Origin of the sequence: Neptuniibacter sp. QD48_55 (assembly GCF_047778115.1) — a bacterium.
Taxonomy (GTDB): Bacteria; Pseudomonadota; Gammaproteobacteria; order Pseudomonadales; family Balneatricaceae; genus Neptuniibacter.
Window position 1 is genome coordinate 2,058,293 of record NZ_CP180555.1, and the last position, 16,202, is coordinate 2,074,494.

15 protein-coding genes are annotated in these 16,202 nt (G+C 43.5%); 3 read left to right on the forward strand and 12 right to left on the reverse strand.

Translation table 11 applies throughout. The annotated features are described in order from the left end of the window. Positions 1-16: 16 nt before the first annotated feature. From ACMXYW_RS09455 to ACMXYW_RS09500, 10 genes are all read right to left on the reverse strand, one after another. Positions 17-700, reverse strand: a complete 684-nt coding sequence (locus tag ACMXYW_RS09455) for a TIGR00153 family protein (protein WP_415900863.1) — start codon at positions 698-700, stop codon at positions 17-19. Positions 701-931: 231 nt separating this feature from the next. Next, complete coding sequence (locus ACMXYW_RS09460) at positions 932-1,510, reverse strand: class I SAM-dependent methyltransferase (protein WP_415903864.1); 579 nt, start codon at positions 1,508-1,510, stop codon at positions 932-934. Between the two features lie 57 nt (positions 1,511-1,567). Further along, positions 1,568-2,059, reverse strand: coding sequence for a GNAT family N-acetyltransferase (locus tag ACMXYW_RS09465; RefSeq protein WP_415903865.1), 492 nt, complete (start codon positions 2,057-2,059; stop codon positions 1,568-1,570). A 28-nt stretch (positions 2,060-2,087) separates the two neighbouring features. Then, the gene (locus ACMXYW_RS09470; protein WP_415903866.1) at positions 2,088-2,957 is read right to left on the reverse strand and encodes a M48 family metalloprotease; all 870 of its coding nucleotides are present in this window, start codon (positions 2,955-2,957) and stop codon (positions 2,088-2,090) included. Positions 2,958-2,960: 3 nt separating this feature from the next. Then, positions 2,961-3,422 (reverse strand): SH3 domain-containing protein, encoded by a 462-nt coding sequence (locus tag ACMXYW_RS09475; protein WP_415903867.1) that lies wholly within the window; start codon positions 3,420-3,422, stop codon positions 2,961-2,963. Further along, positions 3,412-5,268, reverse strand: a complete 1,857-nt coding sequence (locus ACMXYW_RS09480; RefSeq protein ID WP_415903868.1) for a CHASE2 domain-containing protein — start codon at positions 5,266-5,268, stop codon at positions 3,412-3,414. The genes ACMXYW_RS09475 and ACMXYW_RS09480 overlap by 11 nt, the downstream gene beginning before the upstream one ends. A 132-nt stretch (positions 5,269-5,400) precedes the next feature. Further along, positions 5,401-5,916, reverse strand: coding sequence for a flavodoxin (locus ACMXYW_RS09485; protein ID WP_415903869.1), 516 nt, complete (start codon positions 5,914-5,916; stop codon positions 5,401-5,403). Between the two features lie 149 nt (positions 5,917-6,065). Beyond that, a complete protein-coding gene (hpf, locus tag ACMXYW_RS09490; protein WP_415891679.1) occupies positions 6,066-6,416 on the reverse strand; it encodes a ribosome hibernation-promoting factor, HPF/YfiA family in 351 nt (116 codons plus the stop codon). A gap of 174 nt (positions 6,417-6,590) precedes the next feature. Continuing rightward, positions 6,591-7,493, reverse strand: a complete 903-nt coding sequence (locus ACMXYW_RS09495) for a DMT family transporter (RefSeq protein ID WP_415903870.1) — start codon at positions 7,491-7,493, stop codon at positions 6,591-6,593. A gap of 35 nt (positions 7,494-7,528) precedes the next feature. Continuing rightward, positions 7,529-10,450 carry an insulinase family protein gene (locus ACMXYW_RS09500; RefSeq protein WP_415903871.1) on the reverse strand — a complete coding sequence of 974 codons (2,922 nt, stop codon included), beginning with the start codon at positions 10,448-10,450 and terminating at the stop codon, positions 7,529-7,531. A gap of 478 nt (positions 10,451-10,928) precedes the next feature. Here ACMXYW_RS09500 and ACMXYW_RS09505 point away from each other — a divergent pair, with 478 nt between their 5' ends. Further along, entirely contained in the window at positions 10,929-11,441 is a 513-nt protein-coding gene (locus ACMXYW_RS09505; RefSeq protein ID WP_415903872.1) for a phasin family protein, read from the forward strand. Positions 11,442-11,550: 109 nt separating this feature from the next. Here the strand turns inward: ACMXYW_RS09505 and ACMXYW_RS09510 are convergent, their stop codons facing one another. After that, positions 11,551-12,765, reverse strand: a complete 1,215-nt coding sequence (locus ACMXYW_RS09510) for a UbiH/UbiF/VisC/COQ6 family ubiquinone biosynthesis hydroxylase (protein ID WP_415903873.1) — start codon at positions 12,763-12,765, stop codon at positions 11,551-11,553. 244 nt (positions 12,766-13,009) lie between these two features. Here ACMXYW_RS09510 and dbpA point away from each other — a divergent pair, with 244 nt between their 5' ends. Beyond that, positions 13,010-14,344, forward strand: coding sequence for an ATP-dependent RNA helicase DbpA (gene dbpA, locus ACMXYW_RS09515; RefSeq protein ID WP_415905885.1), 1,335 nt, complete (start codon positions 13,010-13,012; stop codon positions 14,342-14,344). Here dbpA and ACMXYW_RS09520 read toward each other — a convergent pair. Further along, entirely contained in the window at positions 14,341-15,429 is a 1,089-nt protein-coding gene (locus tag ACMXYW_RS09520) for a DUF3524 domain-containing protein (protein WP_415903874.1), read from the reverse strand. The two genes, dbpA and ACMXYW_RS09520, sit on opposite strands and share 4 nt — an antisense overlap. Before the next feature lie 173 nt (positions 15,430-15,602). On the opposite strand from ACMXYW_RS09520, the gene ACMXYW_RS09525 reads away from it, so the two are divergent. Beyond that, entirely contained in the window at positions 15,603-16,193 is a 591-nt protein-coding gene (locus tag ACMXYW_RS09525) for a YiiX/YebB-like N1pC/P60 family cysteine hydrolase (RefSeq protein ID WP_415903875.1), read from the forward strand. The last annotated feature ends 9 nt before the right edge of the window (positions 16,194-16,202 follow it).

Sequence of the window (16,202 nt, forward strand, 5' to 3'; positions counted from 1 at the left end):
TAACTTACCGAATGAATTAACGAGCAACTAATAGCTGTAAACGACTACCAACCTGTTGTGCGCGATCAGCCAGGTCACCGATCGAACTAATAACCTGATAGAGGAAAATTACATCTACCGGTGGAAGCTCTTTCTCGATGCTAAATAGTTTTAGGCGAATAGCACGTTCGTGTTCATCCGTGTTGTGCTCTAGGGCATCCAATTTTTCTAGCATTTTTTCGATGACATCAATCTCGTGGCCACCAAAACCGCTATTTACCAATTCGTCCAGTTCTTTAAGCGCAGTTAAAGCCTGCTCAGACGTTTGCAAAGCGACACGAACATAATCTTTCATATCTTGCTGCATCTCAGTTGGCACTTTCATTTGACGGCCAAGCATGATGCCTGCGATATCTTTAGCGCGATTTGCAATCTTATCCTGCATACGAACAACTTCTAGAAGATCCGTACGAGGAACTGGAAGGAAAATACTTTTAGGCAGATTCTGGCGAATCTCTTTCTTCATTGCATCTGCTTCGCCTTCTAAAACAGCGATACGTGCTTGTACTTTCTCTGCTTCATTCCAGTCTTCAGCGATGACTGCTTCAATGAATGGAATAAGCTCAACGGCACATTCTTGCGCTTTTGCAATGTGATCCTGCATAGGTTTGAACGGTGAACGTGCAAACATCTGCAAGAATGGGGTACTGGTTGCTACCATACAACGCACCTTAAAAGTCTGAAAAAAATTGAACACACCTGTGTTCAGGCGCGCGAATTATGACGGAATTATTTCCTAGAGTAATTACAGTTTTGTTACAAAACAGTAATTTTTCGGTAAAAAAACTGAAATATTTGATCCAAGGCAGACAAGCGATGTACTGCGAATATGCCTTGTAAATTCATTGCATCACAATGTATATACACAATGATAGCAAGGTTTATTTTAGATCTATTTCTTAGATTCTTTTTTAAAAATATAAGAATCCATCCCCGATTGGTGACGATCAGATTCAAAATCTACTAAAGCTAATTCAGCACAATGATCTAAAAGTTCATTTTCTCTTAAACAGAACCGCTTAGAAAAACCGGTACGTTCATGCTGGAGCAGATTGAACGTAGTCATTAATAAAGTACCTTCAGGCTTCAATAGAGCAAGCAGCTGCTCCCATAATCCATCAGCTGGTTTATATCTGGAGATAACTATCGAATCGAACAACCCCAGACCTGACAGATCCACCGATTCCTCTTCTAGATCCAATTGAGCAGTTTCCACTTCCAAGCCCAATTTAGTCATAGCCTCAGACAAACGATCCAAACCTACTTGAGAGATATCTGTGGCTACCGGGCTAAAGCCTTGTTTCGCCAAAAAGATAGAGGCAGCCCCATCTCCTGATGCTAGGTCTAATACACGACCTGTTTTTAAAAAACGCCACTGACGTTGTAGATATTCTGGTGCAACAGGTTCAGCTTCCAGACTTTGGCTTTTTGCCAAGTATCTTTGATCCCATTTTTGCTGTGCATTGCTCATGAAATTCCTTAAAGATATAGATGCGCAGGATAAGGTTAATTAACAATGATTACTTAACTATAAAAATGCAGAGCCAATTGTTTCGTAAGGTGAAAAGCCTTGTTTCAACCAAAAATCATCAGCCTCTGGATTTCCTGGGTGCCATCCAGCCTGAACAGAGGTCACCCCTTGAGCTTTAAGCCACTGTTTAGCTTCCACGACCAATGCTTGCCCTATCCCTTTTCTACGCAGATCAGGTTCTACCCATAAATTAAACAAAACACTACTATTAGGCTGAGTATAACCTGTTTGCTGATTCAGAATGACGGCAATCGTCCCACAAACCTTATCCCCCTCAGCTATAAATACCATTGCATCATCTCTTTCAATACATTGCTCAAGCGTGTGACGGAGCTGATTTTCAAGATGTTCAGGAATAGGCAAACCAAAAGGCTTTGCATGGTGAATAGGCAGATACGATGTAAGTTGCTGCCACTGTTTAAGCACAACATCTATGCGATCAGGCCCGGCCACACTGATTTGAAAAGACTCTTTATTGGAAAAATCCATTACATATATTCCGATATTCCATGTACATCTACTTTATCATTTTGGAATAACGATTATTAAGTTCTTTACCTTCTATATAAGTCATCTTATCCGCTAACTTGTGTAGTTCTGACAAACGGTCTTCAGCGCTTGGGTGACGCTTACTAAATGCCTGCCAAAAGGAACTATCATCCTGTTGAGCATCTATCTTTTGCAATACCGCGATATAAGCCATTGGATCGTAGCCAGCTCTGGCAGAGATCACCATGCCCATCTTATCCGCTTCTAATTCATCGCTTCGAGCCAAACCATCACTGTAAACATCCTGAATGGTATTCAGCAGTTTATTTTCAACTGAGTGGTCACCAAATACCGTAGTGCCACTGCTATCTGAATCGCTTTGACTGTCACGTAAGAACCGAGCAAGATCTGCTGCAATACCGATTTTTGCTTCCTTCTGAATAGCTCGGAGGTGGTGCTTTTGAACCACATGTGCAATTTCATGAGCTAGTACACCTGCGAGCTCAGCTTCGCTCTCTAACTGCTCTAAAGTCCCCGTTGTAATATAGATAAATCCACCGGGCGTGGCGAAAGCATTAAAACTATCATCTCGTAACACTGAAAAGGTCCAAGGGATATCAGATCGTTCAGTTTGTTGAGCGAGCCACATTCCCACTGAATTCACATACTTTTGAACATCTCGGACGTTATATATGGAGCCTTTTTGAAGCAGAACAGCACTCACTTCCTCACCGATCTCAACTTCTTCAGCCAAGCTTTTCTCAAATAGATCGGTCGATTTTTTTCCTGCTTCCATTAATGGGGTCAGATTGATGTTATTGACCTGACAGCCGTTTAAGCCCAGCAATAGAAAACTGGCAACAACCCCTTTGATAGCGTTTTTTTTCAATGTAAACATAAGCTACTCCACATAATTCATGCTTCGAGCTTTTAATCCCCCTGCCCGCGCAAACTTCGCAGCTGCATCTGCACTGACCTTATAACCTTTTACTTTGCTAAGGGAGACACCTGATCCACTCGATATAATCCCGCCTTCATCCAGCCCTCTAACACCCGTAGTCAGGGTTGTTTTTGAGCGATACTGCATATTGCCAGCAACTTGTTGTGTGCTGGGCTTGCTGACGTAACGAAGGTTTATCATCTTTACCCAACCGGAGTGAGCGTTACCCGTTCGAACTTCGTACCAACCACCGCTTCTTCGCAGAATATTTACAGAGGATTTTTCAGAGAGTTTCGTAACGACAGTGCTAGAAATTGAGGGGGTTTGATAGACAGAGATATCTCTGACTGTGTAGGCAGTTTGAGCAGTCGCCCAAGTAGAGCACATAAATGGAAGACCGATAATTAGTAATTTAAGGTTCATCACTCAACCTCCTTGGCTGATAGACGGTTACCAATTTTTCCCGGCCTTTAACCTTATAGTCACCAATCAGCTCGAAGTCAAAAGCATCCCCACATGCCTGTCGAGTTTCTTCAGAAACCAAAATCCTTCGACCTGTTTCTTTAGTCAGTCCTTCGATCCGACTGGCTACGTTTACAGCATCACCAATAGCAGTGTAATCGTAACGACTTTGGGTACCTATTGCTCCAACAACGACCTCGCCCGTATGGAGACCAATACCTATATCGAAATCAAATAAGCCAAACTCCCGTCTAAAGCTGACCATTTGATCCACCATATCCAAAGCCGCATTCACAGCAGCAATCTCTTGACCGGGATTTTCAATTGGCTCACCCCAAAACGCCATAATGGCATCTCCGATAAACTTATCGAGCGTACCTTTATGCTGAAAAATAACTTCCACCTGGCGAGAAAAGTAATGATTTAGAAGTTCTACAATTTCGGTTGCACTGCGATATTCAGAAAGATGAGTAAACTCACGGATATCGGTAAATAAGATGGTTACCCGCGTACTTTTTCCAGCCAAAGCTTGATCGGTAATTCCTTGCTCAAGCAAAATTTTAACTACTTTCGGGTCCAAAAAGCGGCCAAAAATATCGACCGTTTTTTTCATCTCTCTCTGCTGCTGCAATAAGCGGAATGCGTAAAATGAAGCCGCAACAAATATATAAGCCACCAGCCAAGTCATAACAGGGAACATCATCCCTTCCATGATCAAAAGCAGATAACTGAACAGCACGTTTACTCCGATTAAAACGCCTATTCCGATGAGTGCGTAATAGAAATTGCCCACACGAACTAGCAACAGCACTAAAACACCAAAGCTTACACCCACAATCACCAAAACTAGCAAAGCATCTACTGGTTGAAGAAAACTCTGATCCATAAAGTTATTGATAGCTGTAGCAAGGATAAAAACGCCGGGGTAAGTACTAGTAATAGGTGTGACTTGGATATCATGTAAACCCGCAGCAGTAGAACCGATAACAATGATTTTGTCCTTAAAATAGTTAGCCTTTCTAAAATCATCTCCTTGGCTCAATTGGGTGTAGACTTCACTATAAGAGAGCCTTGGATATGGCTCCCCTTTGCCTTGATACCAATCGATCCAAATTGACCGCTCTTTAATTTCAACCCCCTTCAGATCAACGGCGATTCGCGCTGGCATCGTCATAATTCCCCAATCAGATATTGGATGTATTGCTGCGTACTTACGCCCAACACCATCTTCATCTGGATGGAAATTGATACTGCCTAAACGCCAAACACTCGCGTCAACCGCATTAGGTAAGACCAAACTTGCATGAGGAATAGTCGAAACATTATCTGGCTTTTGTATGGGGACGGTTTCTGGATATTGGTCTAAACGCGGAAACAGATGATCAGAATAGGTTTGCAGATGTAAAAACGGCAGATAGACAATATTCGATGCAGCCAACACCTCACTAAAATACTGATCACTTTCAGGGTTAAAAATATCTCTATCAGCAAATAGCACATCAAACACCACTGCTGCAGGTTTCTGTAACTGTAACAACTCCACCAGCTCGGCATGGACAGCCCTTGGCCAAGGCCAACCACCCGCAATAGGCGCAAGGTTATTCAGGCTCGCATCATCTATATCGATAACCACAATACGCTCACTTGCGACTCTTTTCTCTGCTCGCTGTTGAAGCGTTAAATCGAGCCAGTAGTTTTCGAGCTGTGGAAGCAGTGGTGAATGGAAATTAATGGCAGCAAATAAGCAAAATAAGATACTCAGCACTGAGATCGCTTTAATTTCCGAGCGGAGTTTGCTGGCGGGCATAGCTATCCCTATCTGACCTAGTTTCTTACTACCTTATAGAAAGTAGCTTTTACTACAGCATAGGCCAGAGAACGACAGACACAAAAAAGCCCTGTAAAAACAGGGCTCTTCATACTCAGGTCGTTGGATAGATTAGAAAACGCCTAGCTCTAGTTTAACTTGGTCTAACCAATCAGAAATACGCTCATCTGTTTGATCGCGTTGCCAATCTTCATCTAAAGCCAAACCAATAAAATGTTTTTTGTCGTCTGTTAATGCTTTAGATTCTTCAAATTCATAACCTTCTACAGACCAGTGACCAACAATTTCTGCACCTTTAGCTACGATTTTATCATGTAGCATACCCATTGCATCGACAAACCATTCAGGATAGCCAAACTGATCACCAAGACCGATAAAGGCAGCCTGTTTACCACTGAAATCCAATTGGTCCACTTCATTCCATACTTCCAGCCAATCTTCCTGTACTTCACCATAATCCCAAGTAGGTATAGCAAAAATAAGAATATCAAAATCTTTTGCAGCAGAGAGCGAACTATCTGCGACATCAAATAACTCTAGTTCGCCGGCATCCCAACTACCTTTTATCTTATCTGCAATATCGCCAGTATTACCTGTTGTGGTGCCGTAAAATAACGCTGCCTTCACTACCTACTCCAATACCTACACGCTAATGATAACACTTATCATTATCCATCCAATCACGACGCATATGCAAGCCTCATGCATATAAAATTTTGTTCTAGAAATAAAAAAGCCCAGCATATAGCTGGGCTTTAGAAACTTTATATCCTAGATCAGGCTAAGCTGAGTTCCTCATCCGCTTCCATTTCAACTGTAGCGGCAGGTCTCTGATTTCCTTTTTTATTCACGTTTTTCTGGTGAATCTTATCTAGCTGACGATCAATTTTATCAGCCATCGCATCCAGAGCAGCATACAAGTTATCAGCGGATGCTTTCGCAAAGATATCTTTACCTGCTACGTGAATTGTTGCTTCAGCAACGTCCTCACGATCATTTTTTTCAATAATAACGTGAGCACTAGTAATAACTTCGTAACGTTCTTGACTGCTGTTCAGCCATTCCTCTACTTTCTCTTTTACACTGTCAGAAACTTTAGCATTGCGGTGAGTAATTTTGATATTCATGTGCAAATCCTTAATGCCTTGTTGCAGTGAGAGCGCTATGAATTAATGTTTTTGTGCGCCCCTGTACACTTACAGTAGTACCATTCTGACAATGGATTACAAGTACTTTTTTCGCTTCATGAAGAAAAATTGATAGCTGACAGGCAAAACTGTTCAAACACCAAACAGTTGTTACTAGGATTTAACAGTTTTACGGGAAGAAAGGGACAACAATCCAGCCGAAAAAATTAAGCACAAGCCTATTAAGCTGTAGACGCCTAAGACTTCATCCCATAATAGCCAGCCAAACAGCGCAGCAAAAACCACCGAAGCGTATGTATAAGGCCCCAACTGACCCGCAGGCGCAAGACCATAGCCTTTACTCAATAACAGCTGAGCAACAGTTGAGGTAATAGCCATCAGTAATAACCAACCCAGCTCAACTAAATTGGGCGTAACCCAATTGAGCATGGCCGACGGCAAAGCTAAAACCGTACTAAATAAAGCAAAATAAAAAACGATCCGACTGGCTGGTTCTGTATCGCTCATCCTACGGATAATAACTTTTGCCAACGCCCCTAGCATCGCGCCAAAAAGTGCAATCAAAACGGCAACATTGAGTGTTCCCTGCCCGGGATTCAACACTAGAAAAACGCCAAAGAAACCAACACATATTGCCAGTTTCACTACCCCAGATATCTTTTCACCTAACCACCATAAGGCGAATAATGGAATAAAGAATGGAGCTGTTTGTTTGATCAACGCCGCCTCTGCTAAAGGCAAGTGTCCCCATGAATAGTAAAGACACATCATGGCTGTCACACCGACCGCCGCACGCGCAATATGAAATCGAAGAGAGCTCGTTTTTATCGAGGAGATCCCATTTCGCAACAACCAAGGCATCAATAAAATTAACGCAAAAAGGTTACGGGCAAAAACGATGATTTCAGTAGGTAGCTGATGAGTGATCTGCTTTACGACCATGCCAGAACAGACCAAAAACAGTTCTGACAGTATGATAAACAGCGCACCTTGATAAAGCGCTTGTGTGGGCATAGAGGCTTGAGGATTATTAAGGAATAAATGACTAGCAATCAAAGTCTACCTTGATCACTAGTCGAATTTTACCTTAATTAGACTTCAATTACTTCAAAGTCGTCGGATAGACTGTCTGCCTGCTCTTTACTGGTGATCACAGCCACACTGCCCTCTTTATCCAAAAGATAAGTTTTGGCAACGCGCTTTAGATCATCCAATGTCACATTCAAGATACGCGCACGGAACGCTTTACGCTGTTCTGGCGTGCGCCCAAACAATGAACTGTGGAATGCTTGCTTAGCTTCACCAGCCGGTGATCCTGGCTTATCAATCGAGCTGACAACACCCAGAATCGCTTCTTCGAGTTTCTGAGCATCATGATCAGTCTCCAGAAGCCATTTCACCGCACCATCAAAGTCATCCAAGGTTTCAGATAAACGAGGATCACGGTAAGAGAAGAAACGGAAAGCTGCATCACCGGAATCCTGACCAGCGCCAGAGCCGTAAGCACCGCCTTTTTCGCGAATAACTCGGTGTAGATAGCCATTACGCAGGAAGTCTCCCAAAATTGTAAGTGGCGCTGAATCAGGGTGATCTACCGCCACGGTAGGGAATGCTTTAGCACAGAAGCTTACCTGTGTACTGGTAACCCAAGCCTGTTTCACCTTGCTACGTAACTCTGGCAGTAAGAACCCTGCAGAGGTTTCACTCGGCACATCTGCCCAGATAGACTCTAAGTAGCTCTGAACACTAGCCTGATACTCATCTTCAGCCACTACTAGGTATTGGCGTGGGGCAAACTGGATCTTGCTATGCAACTCTTGGAGACGTTGTGAAAGCTGCTTAAGAGCATCGTCATTCTCTAGCTGATCATCCAGCTGCTTGTAATAGCAGATAGACTCAAGACCTTTTGTTGCATGAGATAGTGCTGCAGCCGGGCTCATCTTCGCTGCTGCAGCCATCATTGCGAATGCATGGCCTTGCCCGGTGATACCTTGTTCTTTACGGGTACGTTGTTGAGATACCACTTCACGAATACGAGGCAATTCATCAAAGCGTGCAAATTGCAGCGTCTCTTTCAGCAGATCTAACAACGCCTCATGTTTAGACACTAAGGCTTTGCCTGTTAATGTGAAGTAGCCTTTTACATCCTGCTCATTATCAGGTGCCCCCCTGACTGAAGCAAAACCATGAACACCACCGGTCACTTCTGTTTGATACTGCTGATTCTCTTGATAAGTACGATCACCACAGCCCAATTCAGTAAGAAGATAGCTGTATAGAGGCAGTATGTGCTGCTCATCTTCCGTTAACTGCGGAAGCTGCATAATCACCTGCTGATAAACAATACCGTTGGTGCCACGATCATAACGCGTCAAAGGAAGCGTAGAATCAACCGCAACTGCTTCTGGAACAGACATCTCATCTGGTACATCGGTCAATGTCACTTTCGGTAGAATCGATTCATCATCGACCTGTTCTTGTCGCTCCGCTAGCTCAGCAGCACGATCAATTAGCCGTTGTTTATCGTCATCTGATAAACCCGCTTTAATTTGAGCCAACTGCGCTTTCTCTGCAGCATCACGACTAGCTGCTAGTTTGTTGTCTGGGCGTAAAGTCAAACGAACGCGATGCGGGTTATCTAAAAGCTCCTTAACCATGGCCTGAACAAAGTCAGGTTGTTTGATCGCTTCACGCAGCTTTTCTAGCACTGGATCAAGGTTCAGAATAGCGATTGGATCACCCTTGTTAACAGCGGCCCCGAGCGAAGACATGATCAAACTCAGGCCATAAGGATAGCCATCACCATTAATTTCGCGCTGTTGCAGCTCTAACTGATGCAACTGGGCTTCCAGCATAGCTTGAGGCACACCCTCTTCAGCAACCTTCTGCAAGGTATCCAATACCAATTTTTCAAATTCTGCCGCAGATTCGGGCTCACTGCCTTCAATACCGCACATGAAGCTCATTTCACGATTGGAATCTTCTAAACCACATAATGGCGAAGGCGCGCTGCCTAGATCAGTTGATTCAAGCGCATAACGTAGCGGAGAAGCACTATTATCTAGTAACACACGTGACATAAGGTGTGCTTTAAGTTGTGCTTCTAAATCATTGGAATGACCAAGTAGCCAAGCTAAAACATGGTGTGTTTTACCACTTAGATCCTCTTGATCAAGGTCGTAACCTTCTTCCACCCGCAATGGCGAGTGGTAGCGTTTCTCATCATGAATTTCGATAGAGGTGCCCAGCTTTTCAAAACGGCTTAGCGCTTTCTCTTCAAAGAAGCCCTGCAGCTCAGCAGCTGGGATATCACCAAAAGTCATAATGACCGCATTACTCGGGTGGTAATGAGTTTTATAAAACTCAATCAGCTCTTCATAACTTAGGTCAGGGATACTCTCTGGCTCACCGCCGCTGTTGTGATGGTAGGTTGTTGTCGGGAAAAGATACTTAGTCACCGACTGCCACAAACGAGAAACCGGTGAACTCATTGCTCCTTTCATCTCGTTGTAAACAACACCTTTGTATTCCAAATCGGATTCAGCATCACCGGTTTCAGAAAACTCAATACGATGGCCTTCTTGTTCAAAATCCAATGGATCTAAACGACTAAAGAAAACAGCATCAAGATAGACATCTAAAAGGTTGAAGAAATCTTTGCGATTTTGACTAGCAAATGGATAAGAGGTCCAGTCACTGCTCGTCATGGCGTTCATAAATGTATTAAGTGAACGGCGCGTCATCATAAAGAACGGATCACGTACGGGGAAACGCTCACTACCACACAAAGCGGTGTGCTCTAGAATATGCGCAACACCTTTTGAGTCTTCCGGAACAGTCCTTAGACCGACAAGGAAAACATTCTCAGTATGATCTGCCGCTATATGAAAGTGCGAAAGGCCAGTCTTCTTATGCTCGTATTCCGTTACATCAATTCCTAATGACTCGATCTTTTCAGATCTAACAAATTCAAAAGATGAGTGTGATTCTACGACTGTATTCGATTGCGTCATGAAAATACTTGATCCTGTTACTAAAGGGACATCTACCCAAGTTACAAATTGTTAAATGTCCCGAGGTATTTAGGTGAGCTAACTACACTAGCAGATTACCAGTCCTGCTGTAGCCTCCCTCTCCCATAAAAGCCCTGAATTTGGGCCATAGCGCTATCATCTGATTGTAATAGCTATTTGCTTATATGAACAACCTACAAGCCCATATAGACACAAAGCAGGTGCAATTAGGCTTAAAATTTTTTTAATTCTCTGCAAAAACAGCTTAAAAAGCTGATTTTAGTAGAACTCAAACCTTTTACAGCAACCACTCTAACCGATTGTTTAATATGCCTTTAATTACAAAGAAACACATCTAAAAATATTTTTGTGCAATGCACAAAAAAATATTTGACAGGTTATTTATTAACCACTATATTTATCTCAAATGCTGCAACGCACAAAAACACTTTATTAAAGATTCTCAGAGGAATGGAAAATGTACGATGATCTAATGAAAGATGTTCAGGAAAAAATGCAACCAGCAATCGACGTTGCTGAAGTGAACAAAAAAGCACTAGAAACTCTGTTCTCTTTGCAGTCTGAATATGTAACTGATTTCGTAGATTCAAGCGTAGCTCAGCTTAAAGCTCTATCTGAAGTAAAAGAGCCGAAAGAAGCTATTGAACTGCAAGTTGAGTTTTTCAAAGCTCTAGAAACTAAAACGACTGCGACTGCAGAAAAAGAGCTAGCGGCTCTAAACTCTGCAAAAGAAGAGATCTCTGAGATCGTAGAAAAGAGTCTTAGCGAAATCCGTGACATGCCTTACATGTCGGATTTCAACAAGTTTCTAACTGAAGCTGCTGAAGCTACATCTGCTGTAGTTGCAAACGCAACTAAAACTGAAGCAGCACCAGCTGAAAAAGCAGCTGCACCTGCTAAAAAAGCACCTGCAAAAAAAGCGCCGGCTAAACGTAAGCCAGAAGCTAAAGCAGAAGCTGCTGCTGAGTAATTCATCGTTGGGGGTCACGTAACGACCCCACTTCTCTACTCTGGCTGGTTTATTCAGCCGTATTTCTTTGCCGGTCTCCCAGACCGGCTTTTTTTATTTGAGCCTTTGATTATTGTTCTTTGGCCATTTCAGGCAAAGGCCCTTCCAAGCCCATCGCAAACTGCATAACTTTGTTTTTAGCTGGCGTTACACGACCTGCCAAACCTAAACCTATATTGCGCAACACTTTTAGTGGGCCGTTCTGATTACTAAATACACGGTAGAACGCATCCATCGTCTGCATCATCAATAAATTATGTTTGCGACGCTGCTTTTCATACTCCTTCAGCAAGGCCAATTCGGTTATATCTTCACCGGTATTAGCAGCCGCTAAAATCACTTCAGAGAGAGCAGCTGCATCAAGCAGGCCTATATTAACACCCTGTCCAGCTAGAGGATGAATCATATGTGCAGCGTCACCTGCTAAAGCTAGACCTTCTAAGACATATTCCTGCGCATGTTGGCGACGAAGCGGGAATGCTCCGCGACTTAATAGCTGATCAATTTCGCCCAACGCATCAGGGAAGGTAGATTTAAGCTCTTGCATAAAGCTTTCTTCATCCTGAGCTAAGAGACGTTTGACGTTATCTGGTGTGTTATACCAAACCAGAGAAGCGTTATTTCCTGAAAGAGGTAGAAAGGCAAGCGGACCTGTCGGTGTAAACTGCTGCCAAGTGATATCTTCTTGAGCAAACTTAGTCGTCACAGAAGCAACCAGTGCATGCTGCTCATAGTCCCAACGGGTTACACCTATACCTGCAGCTTGACGAACACGAGACTCACCACCATCCGCAGCGATCAGTACACGCCCAATTATTTCTCTATCATCTTTTAATCTAATAATGCTGCTACCAGGAGAATAATCGATAGCCTCAACTTCAGCAGGACAGATCAGGTCAACATTTTCAAACGTCTGTAAACGCTCTAAGAGCGCTAGCTGAATCACACGATTTTCAACAATATGGCCAAGGTGATCACGACCAATGTTATCGGAAATAAATTCTGTAGAAGCCTTTTCTTCACTTGCTTCCCAGACCTTCATGCGACGGTAAGGGCAACTACGACGGGATAGAATCCCTTCCCATGCACCTACGCGCTGAAGAATATTCTCAGAAGCCACACTGATAGCAGAAACACGCAAATCATTTGGTTGGGAAGCTTCATATTCCGCAGGATATCGACTTTCCAAGACGGCAACTGATAACGGGCTATTTCCAAGAGCACAAGCGATCGTTGCACCCACCATACCACCACCGACAATGACGACATCGTAACGCGTATTCATAATTCCCAACCAACTTACTTATTTTTAACTGTCCCGAAGTATACCCAAAGAGCCTGCCAACATCTTGAGAAAGATCAACAATTGTTAACGCGCTTTGATTAGCGAGTGATTCTTCAGGGTATTCATATTCTCCCAAAGCGGTTTGCTCTATAATGCCGCTTTGCAACAAAACCTAACCAACTTTACTTTTACCGAGTGCCCTGTGTCTGATACCTGCTTCTCAAATCTCAATCTTCCAAAACCGATGCTAAAGAACCTGGATCATCTAGGCTATAAGCAGATGACGGCTATCCAAGAGAAAGCCCTACCCGAGGTTTTGCGAGGTAATGACCTCATTGCGAAAGCAAAAACAGGCAGCGGCAAAACAGCTGCGTTTGGTATAGGTACACTACTGAATTTAAACCTTCGTAGTTTTGCCACACAAGCCTTAGTACTTTGCCCTACACGTGAATTAGCAACACAAGTTGCTAATGAGCTAAGAAAGCTTGCTCGCTTTACTGAAAACGTGAAGATTCTTACTCTCTGTGGTGGCCAATCAATTGGGCCTCAGATTGGCTCTTTGGAGCATGGCGCACATATTGTTGTAGGTACACCGGGTCGTATCAAAGACCATCTACGTAAGAAAACTCTGCGCTTAGATAAAGCCACTACCGTAGTGCTTGATGAAGCGGATCGCATGCTTGATATGGGTTTTTCTGATGACATTCGTGACATCATAGGGCAGACCCCAAAGAAACGCCAAACACTGCTATTTTCTGCTACTTACCCAAAGACCATTGCGAGCCTGAGTGCAGACATTCTCAATCAGCCAATTACGGTAGAGGTAGAATCCACTCACCAACAATCTCAGATTGAGCAACATTTCTTTGAGATCGAAAAAGAAAATAAGCTAGAGAATTTGAGCGCGATTTTAGCTCAGTTCAAGCCGGAGTTTGCTGTGATTTTCTGCAACATGAAGCAAACCTGTAATGATGTTCAGCAGCACCTTAAATCCTTGGGCTATAGCGCAAAAGCTATCCACGGCGATTTAGAACAACGCGATCGTGACCAAATACTAGTGCAATTCGCCAACCGCAGTTGCTCTATCCTTATCGCGACTGATGTAGCAGCGCGTGGATTAGATATTGATGACCTCCCTTGTGTCATCAACTACGATCTTACTCGCGACGCTGAAGTTCATACTCACCGTATCGGTCGTACAGGCCGTGCAGGTAAGCAAGGCATGGCACTAAATCTTTATCAGCCATCAGAAGCTTATAAAGTGGCTTCCATTGAAAAGTATTTGGATACAGAGTTCCCCGTGACTGAACTACCAGACGCAGATCCGAACTATCAGCCGAATAACCCACCAATGGCTACGCTTGCGATTGCTGGCGGTAAGAAGAACAAAGTTCGCCCTGGCGATATCTTAGGTGCGTTAACAGGCGATGCTGGCATACAAGGCAACCAAGTAGGCAAGATTAATGTGTATGATTTTGCTGCTTACGTTGCCGTTGAACGCAAAGTCGCACGAAAGGCAGCCGAGCGCTTGAGCCAAGGAAAAATCAAAGGCCGCAAGTTTAAGGTGCGTCGCCTTTAACCTTCTTTACGGGCCAAACGATCAAAGTGATGGCGATACTGGTCTGCAAGTGTCGCCCATTTAAACCGATCGACATTCACTTGCTCCCCCCACTCTCCTGCGTACTTTCTTGCTGCTAAGCGATCTAATCGCTCAGCTAAGACTTCAGCTTCGTTCTCTTCTTTATACCGGCAGGCTTCAGGGAACAATTCTCTATACGCTAACCTGTCAGGGACTAAGGGCTCCGCCCCAGACGCAACGCCTTCTAAAACAGCGATTCCTTGGTAATCATGTACAGCGGTTGAAAGCACGACATCCGCTTTTCGCAGTAGAGCCAGATATTCCTCACGCGACGAAAGATAACCCCACTCTCCAGCGCAATCACCGAGTAGCACACGAAGCTGTTCAAATTGCTCTGGCACCTTTCTAAACTGCTGCCCGACCACATGGAGCTTAAAATCCTTGCGCTTCTGTATCAGCTGCTCAACAGCATCTAGCAGTAGTTGAGGGTTTTTATCGTATTCCCAACGGTGATTCCAAACGATATGAAATTCATCAGATTCAGGAGAATGTATTTGGTAGCTATCAGACTTGATAGGAACAGACAGCACCGATGAATTATCTCTAATCCGTTCGATCAAATTTGCTGGTACTTGATCGGGCATCTTTTTCAAGAGAGCTTTCGCGCCATCCAAAAGCGTCTGTCGATTATATTCACTGTTAAATAAACAATAATCCGCAGCCAGCGCGGTATAAAGGTTCAGAATGCATGGCTCAACGGTTTTAAATGCTTTACCAGACTCAGGATAAGCGAATTGGTTTTCGTGGAAGTACACCAGTGTTGGAATTTGGGCTAAAGATGGAACAAAACCACGCAAGGCAGATAGGTCTGTCATAGAGGTCGCAACGACTAGATCATAAGGCTGGCTTAATACTTCCCTTTCGTTAAACGCCCAACTAAGACTGTTCCCTCTCATACGCCAACTGAAATAGCGGCCCGGCAGAGACAAAACTGTCCATTCGTGTTCATTTAAGTGCTCAACAAGCCCTTTACGCCAATAAACATGACTATCCGCATCATAAGCTGAGAGAAGGAGTATTCGCATAAAGCCGCCATTGAAAAAAGCGCTAGTGTATCAGCCAAATTTTGCTTTGTCCTATTACACTTAAAACAGAGCAACAAAACCAAAAGTATCGAAATACGATACCTTTTTTGAATCTTTAGCCCTATATCCTCAAACTCCACATACTTTACGTATCAACTTTTGAGGAAACCGTAATGAAAATGACAAAGTTCAACAGCGTAATCAATGACCTAGAAAACTGCGTACAAGAAGGAGACATTATTTTTATCTCCATCAATAGTTTTCTTTACCGCCAGGTCGCAAAAGGCACTGGCAGCTGGACTTCGCATGTTGGCTTTGTCGTTAAAGAAAATGATGAATGGTTTGTTCTAGAAAGCGCTGTTCCCTGTGTTAGACGCACGACTCTAAAAGATTTTGTATCGCGCACAACAAACGATGAAGTGAGCATATTACGACTCAAACAGCCTCTAGCCGGTAGAGACATAAGCAAATTAAAACAAACCGCTGAGAATCGTATGGGGCGCTTTTACCACTTAGGCTTTAAATTCGATTCAAAGCGACAGTTTTGTTCTAAATTTGTTTATTTAACCTTTAAGGAAGCGTTAGGAATAGAGTTAGGTAAAGTACAAACGCTAGCTGAACTATTAGATGAAAATCCACAAGCCAGCGTTAACTTCTGGCGCTGCTGGTACTTCGGATTTGTACCTTGGCAACGAAAGACCATTACGCCCGCAAGCCAATTAAATGACCCGCAACTCGAAACGATCTATACGACTGTCAGCTAGCGCTGACAG